Origin of the sequence: Laspinema sp. D2d (genome assembly GCF_025370755.1) — a bacterium.
GTDB lineage: Bacteria > Cyanobacteriota > Cyanobacteriia > Cyanobacteriales > Laspinemataceae > Laspinema.
In genome coordinates this window covers 286,058-303,397 of the sequence record NZ_JAMXFC010000001.1, presented here as the reverse complement: position 1 = coordinate 303,397, position 17,340 = coordinate 286,058, and the positions used below count along the sequence as shown (strand labels likewise).

Sequence of the window (17,340 nt, the reverse complement as noted above, 5' to 3'; positions counted from 1 at the left end):
TCGATGGTGACCCCCCAATCCCAGGGAACAGGACATAGCCCATCAACCCATCAACGGTACGGGGTGTTCAACACCTGCACAGCCGTTTGTCTAATTGAGCGTGAGGATGCTCGTCCGATTTGATCGATATATTGTTGAGTGTGTGAGGAAGCCCGTGCCAAATCAGAACGTATCCAAGCAACGCCCGATGGCGGAACCGACCGCTACACCCCGGACTAAAAAGCTCAATAAAGAAAATCGGGGACGTTGGCTTTGGCTTTGTTTTGGCTTAAGTGGTGTGGCAATGCTCTCGGCAACAGCAGGAGCCTTGCTCGCCGTATCTTTGTCCAGCACCCCTTTAATGCAAAGCCGACTCAGTGCTGAAGATGCAGCTATATTTTCTAACAGCGATCTGGCGCGGACCAATCTTAAATTACCTGAGCTCACTCGCTCAGTTAACATTTTAATCATAGGTACTAGCGTTTTAACTTCGGACCTCAAAGAAGAGAAGGTTGCCGAATTAGGATACCATGCCCAGGTTAATTCCCTGGATGGTCTTGCGGATGTGATGCTGTTGGTCCGCTTTGACCCTGAAGCTAATAAGTTAACGGTTCTTTCTATCCCCAGAGATACCCGCACTTTAGTGGAAGGATATGGCGTCCGCAAAATTAATGATGCTAACCATTTTGGAGGTCCGGCTCTAAGCGCTAAGGCGGTTAATGAACTCCTTGGCGGTGTTCGGATTGACCGCTATATTCGCATCAATGTTCAAGGGGTTGAAAAATTAGTGGATGCCCTGGGCGGGGTGAAGATGTATGTCCCCGTGGATATGAAATACCAGGATGATAGCCAACGTCTGTATATCGACCTCAAGCAGGGAGAGCAATATCTCGCGGGCAAAGAGGCGCTACAATTTCTCCGGTTTCGCTACGATCAGTTAGGGGATATCGGTCGGATCCAGCGTCAACAAATGATGATGCGATCGCTCATGGATCAAACCCTCAATATCAATACCATCACCCGATTACCCAAAATTCTCTCGGTGGTTCAAGAATTCATTGATACAAACTTAACCCTTGAGGAAATTGCTGCTTTAGCGGGTTTTGCTGCCCAAACCGAATCTTCTAATGTGCAAATGTTAATGGTGCCAGGAGATTTCAGCGATCCCAAGGAATATGAAGCCAGTTACTGGTTACCGAACTATGAACGTCTGGATGCAATGATCGCCGAACATTTGGATTTCGACCTTCATGGCAGGCATTATAATTCCGTGGATCCTGCTTATGTCCGGGTCGCTGTTCAAGATAGTACAGATGACTTGGAGGCGGTTGATCGGTTGCGCAATAACCTCTCTGAAAAGGGATATTGGAATGTTTATGTTTCCAGTCCCTGGAACCAACCCTTGGCGGTGACGCGGATTATTGCCCAAAATGGCGATCTCGAAAGTGCCCAGGCGATTCGCGATGCCTTGGGTTTGGGTGAGGTTCGGGTGGAAAGTACAGGCAGTTTGCGATCGGATATCACGATTCAAATCGGCAGGGATTGGCTGACTCAACAGAACCTCACCAATTCTAACCCCTCGGTTCAGGAGTCTTCCCCTCGGGACTCTGATTATGCCGAGGACTCGGTACCCTCAGTTTCGGAGTCTTCCCCTCGGGACTCTGATTATGCCGAGGACTCGGTTGCTCCCGCTGCAACGAATGAGTACCTGGGCGAACCGGCGGTCACTGAGGAGTATAGAGAGTGGAGCCCGGCTGAACCCTCTGTAGACCCTTATGCCGACCCATACGCCGACCCCTCCGCCAACCCTTATACAGAGCCAACGGTTCCACAGGAAGAAGGCTACTGGCAATCCCCAGGGTACTAACGCTTTGGTTCAGCATTAAATCCAGGGGGTCAGAAATAGGGTTTCTAGGATGTTGGGAGAGTATCGGTTAGAAACGGGGTTTCTGTCCTGCTCCTCCCCTGAAGACCAGACTACAGATTGGGGAGGAGGGGGAGAAGAAACCCTCCAGGGTTTAAGTTTCTCCCTCAACCCATCCCCCAGTTTTAGCGAAAATTCTCAGGGTTGAGCTGATGACTGGATCCGGTGCTGCTGTTTTCTGTAAGTTGCTCACCGGTCCCCCCATCCATTGGGTCTAGGAAAGGCCGTAAATCGATACTGCCCGGTCGGACTTGACTTGGGGTCCCGCTGCCGGGAATGGGCATCCCGAAAACATCCTCTAGGGTCTGTAATAGGTTCCCCCCTTGGCCGTTATCCACAAGGGCATTCACGGCTTCGGTTTGACGACCACTATCAGCAACGGTCAAGTTTTCAAAGACGCGATCGCGAATCAGTTGCGGGTTCTCTCCCGGGGGGACCGTCAAGACAATCTGACAGGTCGGATTTTTCTCGGTGGTTACGCAGATGGTGTCATACCCATTTTCTGAGCCGATCGCCAGTTCTTGCATTCCATCTTCCCGGTAAAACTCTAAGCGACGGGCAATTTCATTACAGCGTCGGTCTTCGGTCCAACCCCCGCCCAAGGTACTGGGTTTGGCCCACTCATAAACCTGTCCCGGTTGACTTTGGGGGGAATACATCACGGTGTACTGTCCATCCACGACTTGACAGGTAAACCGTGCATTATTGGCCGTAGGGGTATCGCCCTGATTGGAATCCCCGGTTTCCGTTGGGGAATTGGGTGGAACTCGCACGTTATTCCGAGGTGGCAACTCCTGGGCTAAAACTGCACCACTCGCACCCAGCAGCAGGGTTACTCCCAGGGATGCACTGATCCCTCGAATTGCTGCAATCGGACTCGATACGGGCGATTTATATTTGGGGTGAAACATAGCTAAAGATCTCCCATCATTTTATACGTCAATCCTTAATCCTTCCCTAATTATGACATGGCAATTCTTGAAGTCCCCCCATTCCACCTGGGCGATCGGTCACGGGGTTAATCAATAACCCCTGATGCAGTTCCAGAGTCAATAGAGATGAAAGACAAGAGTGCAAATTCATAAAAGAAGGGTCCTGTTTTTCCTAGACGTCTTCTCGGGCTAAAAAGATTCTGAATGGGGGAGGGTAATTCTCAATAGGGCGCTCTATTTTATGGTGGTGAGATAAAATAAAGTAGCGAAATGCCTAGGCCGTCTGTATAGCGTTGAAAACCCCAGGTTTTGGGCAAAATTGATGTTGTTTTGCCCCACATATTAGGTAAAAAACTGTTTTTTTCTTAAGGCAATATACCCTGAATCCAAATTCTATTCAATTTTTTGAAACCTAGGCTGATCCGCAACTTGGATATATTATGTATTCAGGCGTAACTATATTTTGTGTAAATCACTGTTCTTAGGTTTAGTTTTGGATGACAGACAGCAGGGCAATAGGTAAATTCTCACGAATAATACCTATCGTCCTTTCTCCAGATGCGCTGGATTTGTAACCAGACCCACCATTGAGAACGCAGGAAAGCTATTCCTCAAACCCAGTCCTTTGTCCTTTGATCCCATGCGATCGCCGATGCAATCCTGCTGAGAGTTCTAGCGGGCTCATCCCTTGGAAACCAAGTCACTCCAAGGCATTTGCCCCCTTTTAACGAGTGGGGATCTCTGTAGGTTGGGGGATCTCTGTGGGGAAAAGATGCCGACCTCCGGACGCTTCCCTCTAAAATAGAAAACGAAACCTCTCTCGCAACTGACTCATGACCCCAAGTTCAGACCTGGAGACCGTGACCCAGCAAGACCCCCCGCAACTTTATAACCCCGGTAACCTTAAACCCACTGAGGATGAACCTCTCAATGAGTTCCCGGACGAGGTGGAGATGTCCATCTTTGATCACCTCGAAGAACTGCGGATGCGAATCTTCTATTCCCTGATTGGTGTAGTATCCGGGATGGTTGGGTGCTTCATTTTTGTCAAACCGATCGTCCATTTATTAGAGGTCCCAGCACAAGGAGCCAAATTTCTGCAATTGGCACCGGGAGAATTTTTCTTTGTCTCCGTGAAGGTGGCGGGTTATAGCGGATTAGTCGTCGCCAGTCCTTTTGTGCTCTACCAAATTATCCAGTTTGTCCTCCCGGGACTGTCCCTGCGGGAACGTCGGATTATTGGTCCGATTGTTCTGGGATCAACCCTGCTGTTTAGTGTGGGTCTAGTCTTTGCTTATATCGCTTTGATTCCTGCGGCCCTCAATTTCTTCGTGAGCTATGGGGCCGGGGTGGTGGAGCAAATGTGGTCCATTGATCGCTATTTTGAGTTTGTGCTGCTGCTATTATTTAGCACCGGATTAGCGTTTCAGATCCCGGTGATCCAGGCGCTGCTGGGTCTGCTGGGTATTGTCTCTTCTACAAAAATGTTGGCAGGTTGGCGCTATGTGGTGTTGGGTGCTGCCATTTTAGGGGCGATTTTAACCCCCTCGACTGATCCCCTGACTCAAAGTTTATTTGCCGGTGCAGTCCTCACCCTATATTTTGGAGGAGTGGGATTAGTGAAGGCAATGGGCAAATAAGCGGTTTGGGTTAAGTTCTTGCGCGATCGCCAGTGGGCAGAGGGGTCCTGAAGGCGATCGCGCTTGTGCTATCTGTCATACAATTTTTAAGGTGAGCGTTTAGTATGACAAACCCTTTAGAGGTGAGGATTCTCGCCATCAGAGCGATCGGGGATCGAGTGCAAGGGCAAAATAAATGTCCCCTCTGTGATCTCAATTTTCGATAAAATTTTAGAGTTGAAAGTTGAGAGTGAAGATTTTACAACTCTTGCTCAGTCCGGATTCTGGCTTTCAGAGGGGCTGAGATAAAGTGCAACGGCAAAAATAGCGCTCCCTATGCTGGCCCCATCGTAGCAACAAGGTTAAAGTAGAAATTTTAAAGTGGAGATTTGAAATTTTCTAACTCTTTCTCAATCAGGATTGTGGTCATTCCCCGGATGGCACAAATAAAGTGAACCCTCGCTGTAATCGGTCCAAGTGCTTGCCAAATGGGGCGGTTGTGAGTTATGACAGTAGTCAACTGATGTTAACCTCAGCATGAAACCCCTTAGTGCGATTTATGATTTCTGGAGGTTGATCTAGTAAGTGTGATTTCCATCAATTTTTTTGATGATCAATTTAAGAGTTTGTAATGCTGAATACGATGCGAAATCTCCGATCGCTGATAGAATACTCCCACTCGGATGGAAACTTACTCAGCACGGACGCTAACCATCGCATTTGTTTTTGATTAATTCAGGTGGTGTTCGACATTGGATTGCCGACCCCTAAAAATAGAGCTGCGTATCGTTTTATACCAAAGCTTTCACCTATCATGATGAAAATTCTTGCGTTCGACTTGCCCGATTCTCCAAGTCTCAATCTCCAGCCAATCGTTCTCAAGTATTCCAGTTTTCTGGATACCGCTGCGGTTGGAATTTTTCAGATTACCCCGACGGGTAGCTATTTAAGGGCTAATCGAACTTTAGCTCGCATCTATGGGTATGAGTCGGGAGCAGAACTGATGGCGAGCATCAAAAATATGGGGAATCAACTGTATGTGGAACAGAGACGGTATGAACAATTAATGCAAGTGTTACGCACTCAGCGAGATGTGGAAAATTTTGAATCTCGGGTTTATCGTCAAGATGGAAGTATTGCCTGGGTAAGAGATACGATTCGGATTATGCGCGATCGCACAGGTCAGGTGATTGGTTATCAAGGGATCGTTGAACCAATGGAGGAACCCCGGAGCGATCGCTTAAGTGTTCCAGCAGATTCGGAACCGGAAAACTTACGAACTCCTATCACGCCCAACTTTGTGTCGATGCTATCTCATGAATTACGCGGTTCTTTAACGGTGATTGCAGCAGCGAATGATTTGCTCAAACTCCACAGTCAAAAAATGACACCTGAGCAACGCCTCAAGTATTTTCAAAAAATTGATGAAACCGTTAAACATACCAGCAATCTTATCGAAGGATTCCTGACATTAGGAAAGGCGGAATGTGGCGGATTACATCTTCAATCAGTTCCGGTTTATTTTGCGAGTTTATGTGAAGATGTCTGGCAGGATGTAGAAAAATTAACCGATGTGACTCATCGGATGATTTTGACCACGACGGGAGATTCTGAAGCACTGATGACTGATCCCACCTTACTCCGCCAAATTATTTTAAATTTGCTGGTGAATGCGGTAAAATATTCTCCCCAGGGAAGTTCTATTTATTGTGATTTTACCTTTGCCGAAGGGGAAATCATTTTCAGAATCAAAGACCGGGGAATCGGGATTCCCCCAGAGGACCGTGCAAATTTGTTTACCCTGTTTCATCGGGCGAAAAATGTCGCAGCTAATGCCGGAAGCGGTTTGGGATTGGCAATTGTGAAGCGCTCTGTTGATTTACTCGGGGGTAAAATTTGGGTAGAAAGTACCGTGGGAGAGGGGACAACATTTACAGTAACCCTCCCAAAACTACTGGGGCTTTCTAGTCAAATTGATGATTACCACTCGATCAGCGCTTGAGATGATTTCCTCTGTTAAGTCTGTTCGGTTGGTGGGTTAAATGTGACGTCAGACTGGAGTTTCTTAACTCAATATTCAAGATAGAGTGTGTAAGCTCAATTCATTAGGTCAGTCGTTGATCCCTGACCACGGGACCTTTACTCCTCTCTACAGTATGTATTTCAGGATATTGCAAGTTGTCAATTTGTTCAGAGGTTCAGGAATGAGTCTCACCATCGCCCCAGTCAAGCATTAGAAAAGCGCTCAAGACTCAGGGAGAAGTTAAGGAGATGAGGTGCGGTGCACAATTGGCAATTTAGAAATTTTCCAGCATCCATTCTGAAGCGCGATCGCCCAAATCAATCGGAATGCTAACGGCCTTTCCCAAGCGGGGACGTTCGCGGGTAGTTGCAAGGTAATGTTGCACCTGTTCGATGCCACCCCAGGCATTGAGATAACTGGCAACCACATCCAAATGAGCCAGGTATTCCGCCTCATTCATGGGGAAAGAGGCTTGTTCGAGGTATTTCCACATAATCAGGAGAAAAATTTTCCCCTGAGTGCGCCGCACTTGGATATCGTAAGAGCGGCCCCACTTAGAAAGCAAGAGGTGGTGTAAGTCCTGTCCGGTCATAGAGAGAGTCCGTAAAATCTGAATCTTTACAGTTTGTTACAAAAATTGACAGCGAAATGCAAAAATGCGATCGAAGTGTCAAAGAATGTAATAATCTGTTGAGAAAGGCTGGAGATTCAGCATTTCCCTGGGGATTGTCCCTGCCTAACCCGGTAGTGACAGACTCGATATGAGGAATTGTTTAAACTAGGGTTCGCCAATTTTAGCCCTTAGATGAGAGGCTAAGACATACAACTTAACACAGACGTAGCAAGATAGGTCATGGCTCAAGCTTCTGGAAATCCTGACGTCCCCAGCATGGGGCGTCGCCAATTTATGAACTTACTGACTTTCGGTGCCGTCACGGGGACGGCACTGGGAGCCTTGTATCCCGTTGTCAAGTATTTTATCCCGCCGTCTAGTGGTGCGGCAGGGGGTGGCGTTACGGCTAAAGATGCCCTGGGCAATGACGTCAGCGTTAGCCAGTTTTTAGGGAGTCACAACGCGGGCGATCGCGTTTTGGCACAAGGGCTCAAAGGTGACCCCACTTACCTGGTGGTGGATCAAGACAAAACCCTGACTGAATACGGGATCAACGCCGTTTGCACTCACCTCGGCTGCGTCGTACCCTGGAACGCCAGCGAAAACAAATTTATGTGCCCTTGCCACGGTTCCCAGTACAACAGTGAGGGTAAAGTGGTTCGCGGCCCTGCGCCCTTGTCCCTGGCGTTGGCTCATGCCACCGAGGTCGATGATAAAGTCATCTTTACGCCTTGGACCGAAACTGACTTCCGCACTGGGGAAAACCCCTGGTGGTCCTAAGCGCTTTGGCCGACCAAACGCTGCTGAATGCAATATATTTCAAATTCTCATTGTTTGACTGTTTAGCTTACCTCTTCTCTTTCCCGATGAAACATACTTCCTTGTCGCGGATCCTGCGGCAGAGTGGACGGACTTTAGCCAAAGGCGTGCTGTTGGCTGTGGCAACTCTCGCCCTTTTCCTTGCTTCTGACATCGCCGTACCTCAGTCAGCAGCCGCTTACCCCTTTTGGGCGCAACAAACAGCTCCAGAAACCCCCCGCGAAGCAACGGGTCGGATTGTTTGCGCCAACTGCCATCTCGCCCAAAAACCCACTCAGGTGGAATTGCCTCAAGCGGTTCTACCGGATACGGTGTTTGAAGCTGTGGTAAAAATTCCTTATGATACCAGTGTGCAACAGGTGGTCGGCAGTGGCGATCGCGGACCGCTGAATGTCGGCGCTGTGATCATGTTGCCCGAAGGGTTCAAAATTGCACCGGCCGATCGCATTCCTGAAGAAATGCAGGAAAAAATCGGGGGTCTTTACTTCCAACCCTATGCGGAAGGTCAGGATAATGTGTTAATTGTTGGCCCCTTACCCGGCGAACAATATCAAGAAATTGTCTTCCCAGTCCTCTCTCCGAATCCGGAAACCGATAAAAAGATCCATTATGGTAAATACCCCGTTCATGTCGGGGGTAACCGGGGACGTGGACAGGTATATCCAACTGGGGATAAGAGCAATAATACAGTCTTCAATGCTTCGGCTGCTGGCACTATTTCCCAAATTGCCAAAGTTGAAGGCGGCGGTTATGAAGTCACCATTCAAACTGCTGATGGATCGACCGTGGTTGATAGCATTCCCGCCGGTCCTGAGTTAATCGTCTCGGAAGGTGACGAAGTGACTGCAGCTCAATTGCTGACCAATAACCCCAATGTCGGTGGGTTCGGTCAGGTGGATGGAGAAATTGTCCTACAAAGTTCCGGTCGGATTAAAGGATTGCTGGCTTTCTTTGCGATCGTTACTCTGTCTCAAATTATGCTCGTCCTGAAGAAAAAGCAGGTCGAAAAAGTACAAGCAGCCGAAATGAACTTCTAAGTTCTGTTGCGAGTTACTTGAAAAAAAAGGGGGCAAATGCCCCCTTTTTTTTAGAGGCAACCGGAAAGCGTTAGTTTATAAAAACCCGCACCCTCAAAGGTGGAGGCGCATAGGACGTAGACGCTTTACTCGGCTTCCCGAAGGGTAGCCCGCGCAGGCGGACTAAGAAAGAAAATTGACTTTTAACAACTGGATTTTGTATTAGATTAAAACAATCCCCAATCCACAGAAAATCTGGGACAATTCAGATAGGTCCAAGGGACAAAAAAACGGGTTTTTGGCCTAGATTTGTTGCTAATAACAGTCATTTTTTCAAGAAACCCGTTTTTTAACCTATATTGAGACGCGCTATAGCAGTCCTAAATCCGTTGTGGAAGACCCTCACCCCCAACCCCTCTCCCAGAACGGGAGAGGGGAGAAGACAGATGTCACAAATCATTTAGGATTGCTATATACATTTTATAAGACCCAACAAATTACTCAGAGATACCCAAGGTAAGGCTTATGACTCGGTTTTTTAAATTTGAAGCGGATTTTGTTGAATCTCTCCATTGCATTCCCATGCAAGTTAGATTAAAATTAGATACTTGTGGGATTAAACTTAAACTGGATCAATGGAATCGGTTTAACAAAGAGGATCGAGAATCTCTGATTCAGAATCCTTGTCAGAGTCCAGACGAAATTACCCAATATCGCCAATTTTTGCAGGGGTTAGTTTTAGACCGGACTGGGGAATCGGCTAAAGATTTAGCCGTAGAGGATAACCCCCCTTGGATGAATGCGGGAGAGATACCGCAGGGGGTGCAAGATAAAGCCCAACAATTTGAAATGACTTTAACATTAGAACAATGGGCGAATTTAGAACCGATCGAGCGGTTTGCCTTAATTAAATTAAGTCGGTCCAGTCACGAAAATGCTAACTTTTTACCGGCTTTAAAAGAATTGAACCTGGTGTAAAGGCGATCGCTGGATTGAGATAGGAATGGGTTCGGACCGATAACCGGGTAATCTAGCCTCAGTTAGAGTGATTTTTGGCAATCGGGAGAACCCTTGCTGCCTTGTCCCTGGGGGAGTAAACTCATAACATTCATTCAGGTTGAGAAAATAGGATTGTGGGACTAGAAGAAAAGCGCATCGAAGTCGCTGGCGTGGAATGGTATTATCTGGAGCAACAGCCTGCAAAAGAAACAGACAAACCCCCGGTGGTCTTGCTGCATGGGTTGCCCTCCCTAAGCTTTTGCTGGACGGAAGTCATGCCTGGGCTCGCTAAGGAAGGATTTCGTTCAGTGGCCCCGGACTGGATTGGGTTTGGGTTGTCAGGGAAACCGGAAAAGAGCAAATTTGCCTATACTCCCGATGCCTTTGTTGCTGCCCTCGATAATTTTCTGACCACGCTGGAAATCGATCGCTGCTATCTAGTTGTCCAAGGATTTTTAGGGTCTGTGGGGTTACAATTTGCCCTGAGACATCCGGATAAAGTCCTGCGGTTAGCGGTGCTTAATGCGCCGGTAACACCGGATTCCCAACTGCCTTGGAAGATGCAGCAACTTGGGTTGCCGTTGATGGGGGAAATGATGACTCAAGACCCCTTGCTGGTCGATCGCACCTTGGAAGCGGGAAGCAAATATACCATCTCTGACGCAGATTTGGATATCTACCGTCGCCCGTTTCTGAAAAGTTCTGCCGCAGGGCGATCGCTGCTATGGACGATCCGCAATCTCAAGCTGAAGCAGGCAATGGCAGAAATTGCTGAAGGGTTTCCCCAGTGGGACAAACCTACCCTGATTTTGTGGGGGGTTCAGGATCCTTGGTTGCCCCTAACTCAAGGAGAAACTTTCGCCGGTTCGATTAATAATGCCGAATTGGTGAAATTGGCAGAAGCCGGACATTATCCCCAAGAACATTGGTCCGAAGAAGTTACCCAGGCCCTTATTCCCTTTTTTCGCCGGATGGAAGTTTAACCGGGGATATAGACTTTGGGGCGATCGCATAGAGGGGAGAGAATCATTACCCCTCGATCACCGTACCCAATCTTGATATATTTTGGTGAAGATCATTTTTTAGTGCAAGGCAAAAAACTGGCTATGAGACGTTATCGTTCGATTCTCGCTTCTATTTTGGCTTTGGTGATGGTATGTTTGGTCAGCTGCGGTTCGCCGCAAGCGGCCAAACCCCCCGCCTACTCGCCCACTCAGTTAGAAATCGTCAAGCAGTATGAAGGAAATGTACTGAAACTGCGCGATCGCATGGATGAACTCGAACAGTTCATCGTCAATCGGGATTGGGTGAATGTGGGGACATTTATTCATGGGCCTCTGGGTGACTTACGTCGCGATCTAGGCTACGTTTCCCGCAATCTCAGCGGCAAAGCCCAAAAAACGGCGAGTCAAACTGCTCAAGATTTATTTGTCCATTTCGAGACAATTGATGCGGCAGCGGATGCAGGCAACTATTCTCTAGCTGTGCAAAACTACGCAGAAGCGATTAAAGATTTTGACGCCTTTTTGAGTCTGATTCCCCAGGGATAAATTGATTACGGTTGAGTTATGAATGATAGGGTGAGTCTGGGAAATTTTCCCATGTTTCACCCTATTTTGACCTGTTATTGTGATCCCCTCTTGTTCTGACAATTAGGGGAGATGTTGAGAGTTAAACTATGACCCGGGTTGCGATCATTGGATGCGGTGTGGTAGGTGCGGCGATCGCCTATGAACTAAGCTTACTACCGAATTTAGAGATTACTGTAATTGACTGCCATCAACCGGCCCAAGGTTCGACACAAGCGGCGTTAGGGGTACTGATGGGGATTATCAGCCATAAAGTCAAAGGCCGATTGTGGCGGTTACGGGAACAGAGTATTCGACGCTACCATACCCTTATTCGTGAATTAGAGGCAATTGCGCCAATTTCCTTTAACCGGCAAGGGATTCTCATGCTCTGTTTTCCCGGGGAAGATATGGCACAATGGGAGAAACTGGCAGCCACTCGTCACACTCAGGGCTGGCAATTAGAGCTTTTAGAACCCCGGGAAGTGAGACAACGCTATCCGCAATTGGGAACGGTGGAAATCGTGGGGGCGGTTCATTCTCCTCAAGATGGACAAGTTGATCCCGTTGTTTTGACTCGTGCTTTAGTGCGGGCCGCCCAAGGAAATGGGGTGAGGTTTAGATTTAGTGAGGGAGTTGAACGGATTAATTATACGGAAACCGACTCAGGGAAACGTTGCGATCGCCTGGAAATGACAGGGGGTAATCTTGCAGTAGATTGGCTGGTGATGTCCGCAGGATTGGGGTCTACCCCGCTAACTGCCGGATTGGAGTCCCCCGTAGAGATTCGTCCGGTTTTGGGACAAGCGATCCATCTGCGTTTGGAAACTCCAATGGGGAATGGGGAGAGTCAACCTGTGATTACCGGGGAGGATGTTCATATTGTCCCCAGTCAGGGCGGTGATTACCCGGTTACTGATTATTGGGTGGGGGCAACAGTAGAATTTACTGGGGAAGGTGACCCAATGAAGGGAGATCCAGCCTTACTCCAGCAAGTGTTGCAACGGGCGATCGCATTTTGTCCCGACTTAGCCTCTGGGGAAATTGTGAGAACTTGGTCCGGATTGCGCCCCCGTCCGGAAGGGCAACCCGCGCCCCTTATCGGTCCCTTAGCAGGATTTGGGAATGTGTTATTGGCTACGGGACATTATCGTAACGGTGTGCTTCTGGCCCCGGCTACAGCGTTGGAAATTCGACAGGCGATCGCCGGGAGTTGACCCCTAAATTGAGGGGGATTGAGGGCGAGTTACCCCGCCATCAATCCCTGACGATGCTTTCGCACGTTTTCAAATTCGCGGGCTTTTTTTTCGATTTGGATTTGAGGACCGGAACGGGCTAGGCGCAGGATCATCCCATCAATCACCGGGGATTGGATAATCGGACTATCGTTCACATAAGTACCATTTGTCCCTAAATTCACGATTTTCCAGTTGCAGCCAATCCGATGGAGTTCCACATGGTAACGGGAGACAACTGCACTATAAAGAATGACATGATTATCCGGCGATCGCCCAATCCGAATCACGTCTTCATCTTGAAAGTCCCAGCTTTGGGAGGGGGAAGTTTGCGTAGGATGCACCAATTTCAGAGTAAGCACAATCTACTCCGGATTATTCATAAAAATATCACTCTTAAAATTTTAGGACTGATCGCGGTTCCAAATGTTCCTTACAAAAGAGAAAATTTTGTCACCTTTTCCTTGATTTAATGGGTAAAATATCAACCTTTTTTATGGTAAATTGGAGAAGCGTTTGGCGCTTCAGTAAATTTCCCTAATCTTTTAAATAAATTCGGGCAGCCTAGATTAAATTTTATCGAAAAAATAAAAAAAGCCTTGCCCTGTATTGCTTCTATTGCTCCAAGGAAATCTGCGTAAAATCACGGATGGCTATCCGACTCTAACCGGATTTACCCCATTAAAAACTGGAGAGAAAGGGTGATTTAGCTCAGAAAGAATTAAATTATAGATTGAGGTATCTCACCCCTCAATCCCATCACCCAGTATTTAAAGTTATAAATCTTAATCATTTTTTTAGGTGGTGGAACATGGGTCAAGTCACTTAAATGTGATCTCGATCGAGGCGATCGCCCTGATTGCACCCGAAATACACCTCGTCCTGGTGTCGATGAGCTGAAATACTCGGTAACCGGGTTGGAGAGAGACGAAGGGATTGATAGTAATTACTTGAACAAGGGGGTGAGTGTCCCTTTTAAATCGGGGGAAAATAGCGGGGGCGATCGGCAACTGAAGCGTTCTATTTTTCATCTAAATAGACCGAACAGACGTTTTTGAGGAGGATATAATATCAAGTCCGTTGGATTAACCTAAAAAATCCTTTATTCCTCTTCTCCGGTACAGTAAAGACATTTATTCCTTATACTTCCCTTTCCTCGTAGGAGAGGACCGGGGAGAGGTGGGAATGGGATTGGGAGGTTAAGTCAGTATGAGTGATCGAGCAAACATGATATAATAGATTAGGACAACAAGATGTTTACATTAAGTTTATCTACTGGATCGATTCGGAGAAGCGTCATGCGATCAGCATCAAAATTAGCGATCGCCTGTGGGAAGCAGACAATACCCCACCCTCACCATTTGGGGTCTGGTTCTGCCTCCCCACATCAAAACCGAGAATGCCCCTCCCAGGGGCAGCGAAGGCCCGTTCCTAGCGCGATCGCCCTCCTTCTGAGTCTTTCCCTGACTGGGGCGATCGCCGGGGCATTACCGGCAGTTGCCCAAACCAACCGTCCCGAAAATTATACAACTTTTGCCCAGTGGTGTGAGAATCGAGACACTCTGGCCCCCGAAACTCAAAAAACCGTCGATGCTTTATTAGTAGAAGCGGCAACCTCTGAGTGCGATCGCGCCTCGTCGATTCTTTCCCGACGACAAGTTCTCCCCTTTAGTAATCGCCAAATCTCGGATCTTAGACCCATTGCCTCCTTGACACAACTTACCTTACTCTATCTCAGTCGGAATCAAATCTCGGATCTTAGCCCCCTCTCCTCCCTGACAGAACTCACTTATCTCTATTTAAGTGACAATCAAATTGCTGATCTTCGCCCGCTTTCCCCTTTAACCCAGTTATTAACCCTGGATTTGTATGACAATCAGATTACAAATCTCAGTCCCTTGGAGTCTTTAACTCAACTGGATACCCTATTTCTAGGACGCAATCAAATTTCTGACCTTAATTCTTTACGGCCATTACAACAATTAAGGAGACTCTCTTTGGACTTTAATCAAATTGCGGATGCCACTGCCCTAACCTCCCTAACTAACCTATCAGAACTCTTTTTGAGCAGTAATACTCTTTCTAATCTTAGCCCGCTCAGTTCTCTAACGAATTTAAAGATTTTATTTTTAAGCGGTAATCAAATCTCAGATATCACCCCCCTGGAAAATTTAATTAACTTGAATACGCTGTTTCTAAGTGTCAATCAAATTTCAAATATTACCCCTTTAGCTGCTCTAAGTCGTTTGTCAGAAGTCAACTTAAGCAGCAATAATATTTCCGACTTGAGTCCGTTACAGAGCCTTACTAATTTAACTCAAATAGAAGCCCGAAAGAATCCCCTTCGCCAGAAAATCTGTCCGATTATGCCGGAGTCGATTTGTCGTTTTTAAAAAGGGAATTTGGCCGTAAGACTATTTAAAAGATGGAAATTAAAAGAGTTGCCTCCAGTTCAGATGAAACTAGGGCAACTCTTTTGATTGTTTAGAAATTTTAATGCAAATCCGTGTTTTCACGGACTGTTCGATTCAACCGACATTAAATGTACTGGATCAAGAGATAAATTTATAAAAGTATTTTGGGAAGCGTACTCGGTCAAAACCCTTGATTATTCAGTAATTTATAGAAATACGGGATAGCACTAATTGCGCCCACAGGCTTAAAAATTAAACGAAGGGATTCTGATAAATCTATTAATTGCGCGTCGCAAAAAAACTAAATCTTGGATAAAATAAAAAAGAAAAATACAGAGCAGTAGGACGGCCTCATTCAACCTAGAGGTGATTTATCATCAAAAATGCCAGTATTCCCGCTAAAGGGGAAATGACAGTTTTTGTAGAGTGCGGTGAAATTGAGTTGAGTGATGGTGATGGACTTTTCAGAGAATATAACAAGGGGTGGAATGACGAAGACTGATCAAGGAAAGCAAAACTCTGCTTTGCAGTTACAGAGTAGATTGCTCATTTATTCGGCTTTGGGAGCACTGGGGATTGGTGCGAGTGTGGCGATCGCCAGTATTATGCCCCTGTCAGAACGACTCAAACAAGCTGAGGAACGCAATCTGGAATTTGCGGCCCAAACTCGTACCCTGGCGATCGAAGAATTCCTCTTAAGAACCCAGGATATTGGCGGACAAATTTCCAGTCGTACCCGGGCGCGGAATCAGTTAGCAGCGTATAATCAAGGGCAAGTTAAACGGAATGAATTAGTACAAGTTTCTACAGCTATTTTAACTGATGCCCTCAATCAATCCGAGGACATTAAAGGGATTATGCGCTTTGATGCCAAGGGGCAACCCGTTACTCAAATTGGATTAGCAATTCCCGAGGAATTTTGGCAAGTCATGCCTTCTGAAGGGAACCCCACGGTGTTTATGGGTCCCGTAGATATCGCTGGAATTTCTTATTTAATCGTGGGAACGTTGATTAACAATCAAACAGCCCAGGTAATTGGTAGAGATTTAGTGTTATTTGAAGTCTCTCGATTAGAAAGAATCATCCAAAATTATTCGGGACTGGGAGCAACGGGAGAGATTATTTTAGGAACGGTTAAAAATGGGAAAGTGCAACGATTTTTTCAGACCCGAAATAACACAAATCGCATCTCTATGGCGGTGGAAAATGCTATAAAAATGGCGGTTGGGGGAGAAGCGGGATTGATGCAATCTGACGCAATGAGCGATATTCCCGAAGTGATTGCCTTTAATCCGATCGCCCTCGCCAATTGGGGGTTAGCGGTGAAAATGGATCGGCAGGAACTCTATCAACCTGTGCAAAAACAGATTCTTGATACAGGGATTGCCATTGCCATTCTCACGCTGTTGGGAACGGGAGGGATGGTGATATTGCTTCGTCCTTTGACGAATAAAGCGATCGTTCAAACCGATGAGTTGGAACAACAAATCCAGGAAAAATCGGCTTTATTACAGGTAAAAACTGCGGCATTGCAAACCGAACAGCGTCAACGGAGAGCAGTTGAGGAAGCGTTACAGCAAATGAATGAATTAAAAGCTTCTTCGCGACAAGTTGCTGAAGCCTGTGCGACGGCCAATTTTGGGGTTCAAGATGCGCAAACGATCGCCACCGCAGGAACGCGATCGGTTGCGCGCACCTTGGAGGGAATGACGACGCTCAAAGACAATGTAGAAGCGATCGCCCTCCAAATTGACCATCTCCATGAAGGGGCCCGTCAGATTGGCACGATCGCCTCCCTGGTAGGAAGTTTAGCCGATCAAACCAATATGTTAGCCCTGAATGCCGCCGTTGAAGCCGTCCGTGCCGGAGATCGGGGAAAAGGCTTTTCTGTGATTGCTACAGAAATTCGCAAACTCGCCGATCGCTCTCGCCAAAGTGCGGATAAAATTAATATTTTATTAGAGGATATCCAAAGCTCAGTTGTGGCAACATCCAAAGCCACGGCAGAAGGAACAAAAACGGTCCAGGTCAATTTTGAAATCGTCCAAGAAACAGCCGTTTCCTTAACCGGAGTGCTCCAAGCGATCGAGGAAGTGACCACCAGTGCTCAGGAAATTTCCCTCGCCACCCACGAACAAGCCGTTGCTATTCAACAACTGGTGGCGGCGATCGATCTAATTCAAACTTAAAGTTGAGGGA

General features: G+C 47.1%; 14 protein-coding genes. 11 read left to right on the top strand and 3 right to left on the bottom strand.

Translation table 11 applies throughout. The features are described from left to right. Positions 1 to 154 precede the first annotated feature (154 nt). Positions 155 to 1,846 (top strand): LCP family protein, encoded by a 1,692-nt coding sequence (locus NG796_RS01320; RefSeq protein ID WP_317619250.1) that lies wholly within the window; start codon positions 155 to 157, stop codon positions 1,844 to 1,846. 182 nt (positions 1,847 to 2,028) lie between these two features. Here the strand turns inward: NG796_RS01320 and NG796_RS01315 are convergent, their stop codons facing one another. Continuing rightward, entirely contained in the window at positions 2,029 to 2,814 is a 786-nt protein-coding gene (locus NG796_RS01315; RefSeq protein ID WP_261204109.1) for a COP23 domain-containing protein, read from the bottom strand. A gap of 854 nt (positions 2,815 to 3,668) precedes the next feature. Here NG796_RS01315 and tatC point away from each other — a divergent pair. Both tatC and NG796_RS01305 read left to right on the top strand, forming a co-directional pair. Then, entirely contained in the window at positions 3,669 to 4,475 is an 807-nt protein-coding gene (gene tatC / locus NG796_RS01310; protein ID WP_261204108.1) for a twin-arginine translocase subunit TatC, read from the top strand. Between the two features lie 793 nt (positions 4,476 to 5,268). Beyond that, on the top strand, positions 5,269 to 6,456 hold the full coding sequence (locus tag NG796_RS01305) for a PAS domain-containing sensor histidine kinase (protein WP_261204107.1): 1,188 nt from the start codon (positions 5,269 to 5,271) through the stop codon (positions 6,454 to 6,456). 295 nt (positions 6,457 to 6,751) lie between these two features. Here the strand turns inward: NG796_RS01305 and NG796_RS01300 are convergent, their stop codons facing one another. Then, positions 6,752 to 7,069 (bottom strand): DUF3067 family protein, encoded by a 318-nt coding sequence (locus tag NG796_RS01300; RefSeq protein ID WP_261204106.1) that lies wholly within the window; start codon positions 7,067 to 7,069, stop codon positions 6,752 to 6,754. A 261-nt stretch (positions 7,070 to 7,330) separates the two neighbouring features. On the opposite strand from NG796_RS01300, the gene petC reads away from it, so the two are divergent. From petC to NG796_RS01270, 6 genes are all read left to right on the top strand, one after another. Next, positions 7,331 to 7,870 carry a cytochrome b6-f complex iron-sulfur subunit gene (gene petC, locus NG796_RS01295; protein WP_261204105.1) on the top strand — a complete coding sequence of 180 codons (540 nt, stop codon included), beginning with the start codon at positions 7,331 to 7,333 and terminating at the stop codon, positions 7,868 to 7,870. A gap of 86 nt (positions 7,871 to 7,956) precedes the next feature. Beyond that, positions 7,957 to 8,946, top strand: coding sequence for a cytochrome f (gene petA / locus NG796_RS01290; protein ID WP_261204104.1), 990 nt, complete (start codon positions 7,957 to 7,959; stop codon positions 8,944 to 8,946). Between the two features lie 504 nt (positions 8,947 to 9,450). Next, on the top strand, positions 9,451 to 9,903 hold the full coding sequence (locus tag NG796_RS01285; protein ID WP_261204103.1) for a nitrate reductase associated protein: 453 nt from the start codon (positions 9,451 to 9,453) through the stop codon (positions 9,901 to 9,903). 155 nt (positions 9,904 to 10,058) lie between these two features. Continuing rightward, the gene (locus NG796_RS01280; protein WP_261204102.1) at positions 10,059 to 10,907 is read left to right on the top strand and encodes an alpha/beta fold hydrolase; all 849 of its coding nucleotides are present in this window, start codon (positions 10,059 to 10,061) and stop codon (positions 10,905 to 10,907) included. A 123-nt stretch (positions 10,908 to 11,030) separates the two neighbouring features. After that, on the top strand, positions 11,031 to 11,474 hold the full coding sequence (psbQ, locus tag NG796_RS01275; RefSeq protein ID WP_261204101.1) for a photosystem II protein PsbQ: 444 nt from the start codon (positions 11,031 to 11,033) through the stop codon (positions 11,472 to 11,474). A gap of 128 nt (positions 11,475 to 11,602) precedes the next feature. After that, complete coding sequence (locus tag NG796_RS01270; RefSeq protein WP_261204100.1) at positions 11,603 to 12,709, top strand: NAD(P)/FAD-dependent oxidoreductase; 1,107 nt, start codon at positions 11,603 to 11,605, stop codon at positions 12,707 to 12,709. A gap of 29 nt (positions 12,710 to 12,738) precedes the next feature. Here the strand turns inward: NG796_RS01270 and NG796_RS01265 are convergent, their stop codons facing one another. Next, positions 12,739 to 13,089 carry an FHA domain-containing protein gene (locus NG796_RS01265; protein ID WP_261204099.1) on the bottom strand — a complete coding sequence of 117 codons (351 nt, stop codon included), beginning with the start codon at positions 13,087 to 13,089 and terminating at the stop codon, positions 12,739 to 12,741. 936 nt (positions 13,090 to 14,025) lie between these two features. On the opposite strand from NG796_RS01265, the gene NG796_RS01260 reads away from it, so the two are divergent. Further along, the gene (locus tag NG796_RS01260; protein WP_261204098.1) at positions 14,026 to 15,120 is read left to right on the top strand and encodes a leucine-rich repeat domain-containing protein; all 1,095 of its coding nucleotides are present in this window, start codon (positions 14,026 to 14,028) and stop codon (positions 15,118 to 15,120) included. Positions 15,121 to 15,629: 509 nt separating this feature from the next. Beyond that, positions 15,630 to 17,330 (top strand): methyl-accepting chemotaxis protein, encoded by a 1,701-nt coding sequence (locus NG796_RS01255; RefSeq protein ID WP_261204097.1) that lies wholly within the window; start codon positions 15,630 to 15,632, stop codon positions 17,328 to 17,330. Positions 17,331 to 17,340: the final 10 nt, after the last annotated feature.